Genomic DNA, 3,371 nt, shown 5'->3' on the forward strand with positions numbered 1-3,371 from the left:
TCGTTACTTGGGCGGCGGAAGGCTTGAAAAATGTCTCCGTATCGCAGGTCGAGCTCAAATCGCACATCCAGTTTTACAACGGCATCCGCACCGACGACATCCACGAAACCATCATCAAGGCGGCTGCCGACCTGATTTCGCAGGATACGCCCGATTATCAATATCTTGCCGCGCGTCTGGCGATTTTCCACCTGCGCAAAATCGCTTACGGCGAGTTCGAACCGCCGCATCTCTTCGACCACGTTAAAAAACTTACCGATGCGGGCAAATACGACCGCCACATCATCGAAGATTACAGCTGTGAAGAGTTTGACGAGCTGAACGCCTATATCGACCACAGCCGCGACATGACCTTCTCGTATGCCGCTGTGAAGCAGCTCGAAGGCAAATATCTGGTGCAGAACCGCGTTACCCGCCAGATTTATGAAACGCCACAGTTCTTATACATTTTGGTGGCGATGTGTCTCTTCAGCAAATACCCGAAAGAGACCCGTTTGGACTACGTCAAACGTTTTTACGACGCCGTTTCTACGTTTAAAGTATCACTGCCAACCCCGATTATGAGTGGCGTGCGGACGCCTACGCGTCAGTTTTCAAGCTGCGTATTGATTGAATGCGACGACAGTCTGGATTCCATCAACGCCACCACCAGCGCGATTGTGAAATACGTTTCCCAACGCGCGGGTATCGGCATCAACGCCGGACGTATCCGCGGTTTGGGCAGCGAAATCCGCGGCGGTGAAGCGCAACACACCGGCTGCATTCCGTTTTTCAAAATGTTCCAAGCGGCGGTCAAATCCTGTTCGCAAGGCGGCGTGCGCGGCGGCGCGGCAACCTTGTTCTATCCCTTGTGGCACATCGAAGCTGAAAGCCTGTTGGTGTTGAAAAACAACCGCGGTGTAGAAGACAACCGCATCCGCCAGCTGGACTACGGCGTGCAGATCAACCGCCTGCTGTACACCCGCCTGATTAAAGGCGGCAACATTACGCTGTTTTCGCCCAACGAAGTTCCCGGCCTGTACGACGCGTTCTTTGCCGACCAAGACGAATTCGAGCGTCTCTACACAAAATACGAGCAAGACCCGAACATCCGCAAGCGCACCTTGTCGGCTACCGATTTGTTCTCCACGCTGATGCAGGAACGCGCCGGAACGGGACGTATCTACATCCAAAACGTTGACCACTGCAACACGCACAGCCCGTTTGACCCGCGCGTCGCGCCCGTGCACCAGTCCAACCTGTGCATGGAAATCGCCCTGCCGACCAAACCGCTGGACAACATCAACGACCCGAACGGCGAAATCGCCCTGTGTACCCTGTCCGCCTTCAACTTGGGCGCATTAAACAGCTTGGATGAGCTGGAAGGGCTTGCCGATTTGACCGTGCGCGCACTCGATGCCTTGTTGGATTATCAAGACTATCCGGTCGAAGCCGCCCGCACCGCGACCATGAACCGCCGCACGCTCGGCATCGGCGTTATCAACTACGCCTACTATCTGGCTAAAAACGGCGTCCGTTACAGCGACGATTCCGCGCTCGGTCTGACCCACCGCACCTTTGAAGCCATGCAGTATTACCTGCTCAAAGCATCGGTGAACCTCGCCAAAGAATACGGTGCATGCCCGCTGTTCAACCAAACCGTTTATTCGCAAGGCAAACTGCCCATCGACACCTATAAAAAAGACTTGGATGCCGTGTGCAGCGAACCGCTATTGTGCGACTGGGAAAGCCTGCGCGCCGACATCGTCAAATACGGTCTGCGCAACTCTACACTGACCGCACTCATGCCGTCTGAAACCAGCTCGCAAATCGCCAACGCCACCAACGGCATCGAACCGCCGCGCGGACTGGTAACGGTCAAAGCATCGAAAGACGGCATCCTGAAACAGGTCGTGCCCGAATTTGAAACCCTGAAAGACGCCTACGAAACCCTGTGGCAGCTTCCGGGCAACGAAGGCTACCTGAAACTTGTCGGCGTGATGCAAAAATTCGTCGATCAGGCAATTTCCGCCAACACTGCCTACGACCCGGGCAAATTCGAAGGCAACAAAGTTTCTATGAAACAAATGCTTAAAGACCTGCTGACCGCCTACAAATACGGCGTCAAAACCCTGTACTACCACAACACCCGCGACGGCGCGGACGATACGCAGACCGATATTCAGGATGACGGCTGCGCGGGCGGGGCTTGTAAGATTTGATAAGGGCTTTGGTGAAGTAATTGAAAGCCTTTCCTAAATTTGATTATCAAGGTATTGAATATGATCTAACGCATTTAACTGCGTTTTCTTGTGACTATATTCAACCTGCTAAAAGTGATGGTACGGCGGAAAAACGATACCGCTGTATTATCGAGTTTAGTACACATTGTTTTACAAGAGGTGAAAATAAACGTAAGGGAGAAAAGTTATCAGATATTGAATCTGCATTGCATTATGTAACGGCTAAAGAAACACGAATTTTTTGTTTCGAGCGCTACCAGGTTTCAAAAATGTTGCCGCAAATTATGCGTGAAATTAGTAGAAACAAATGTTATTTCACTTCGGCTGACGATAAGTTTCTGACCATATCAGTAACGGATAAAAACGGTAAAAAAGTAGATTATGAAATTTACTTTTCACTTCAAAGAGCCAAATCTCCAAAACATGATGTACATATTTACATTAATAGTGCATATATACGGGATGGGGATTACAAAGAAAATCACGGAACAAAAGTAAGGAGAAAACCGGTCGGTTTCTTTGTGTTATTACATAATACATTGATCAATAAGAGAATCAAACGCCCAAAGTAAAACAACCCTCACTTAAAAGCAAGGGTTGTCAGTACAGGCTTCGCTTTATAACTGCTCTTGGGCTAGTAGCCTAAAAAGGCCGGACAAACGCTGAAATGGTTTCATGCCTGCTCATGCGTTTTGTTGAGACAAATTGTACCACGATTGCAATAAGGCTCAAAATAAAAATTTTCAGACGACCTATCTGCTTCGCATAGCCTAGAAGTCGCCTATCCTACTTTTAGATTTAAATCAACCTGAGAAAACAGCCATGTCTTGTGAACACCTAGTCATGTCATACAGCACTTTTTCCAAAACCAAAAACGACGCGCTTAAAGAGCCGATGTTTTTTGGTCAGCCGGTAAATGTTGCCCGTTATGACCAGCAGAAATACGAAGTATTTGAAAAACTGATTGAAAAACAACTGTCTTTCTTCTGGCGGCCGGAAGAAATCGACGTGTCGCGCGACCGTATCGACTACGCCAACCTGCCCGAACATGAGAAACACATTTTCATCAGTAACTTAAAATACCAAACCTTGCTCGATTCCATCCAAGGTCGCAGTCCGAACGTTGCCTTGCTGCCTTTGGTGTCGATT

3 protein-coding genes are annotated in these 3,371 nt (G+C 49.4%); all 3 read left to right on the forward strand.

The features are described from left to right. On the forward strand, positions 1 to 2,201 hold a 2,201-nt coding region (gene nrdA / locus HMPREF1051_RS08775), incomplete at its 5' end, for a class 1a ribonucleoside-diphosphate reductase subunit alpha (RefSeq protein ID WP_003767318.1). 20 nt (positions 2,202 to 2,221) lie between these two features. Further along, the gene (locus tag HMPREF1051_RS13550; protein WP_003767314.1) at positions 2,222 to 2,794 is read left to right on the forward strand and encodes a hypothetical protein; all 573 of its coding nucleotides are present in this window, start codon (positions 2,222 to 2,224) and stop codon (positions 2,792 to 2,794) included. A 271-nt stretch (positions 2,795 to 3,065) separates the two neighbouring features. Then, positions 3,066 to 3,371 (forward strand): ribonucleotide-diphosphate reductase subunit beta (locus tag HMPREF1051_RS08780; protein ID WP_003767311.1); only part of this gene is annotated, 306 nt, incomplete at its 3' end.

It is taken from the genome of Neisseria sicca VK64 (genome assembly GCF_000260655.1).
Lineage (GTDB): Bacteria > Pseudomonadota > Gammaproteobacteria > Burkholderiales > Neisseriaceae > Neisseria > Neisseria sicca_B.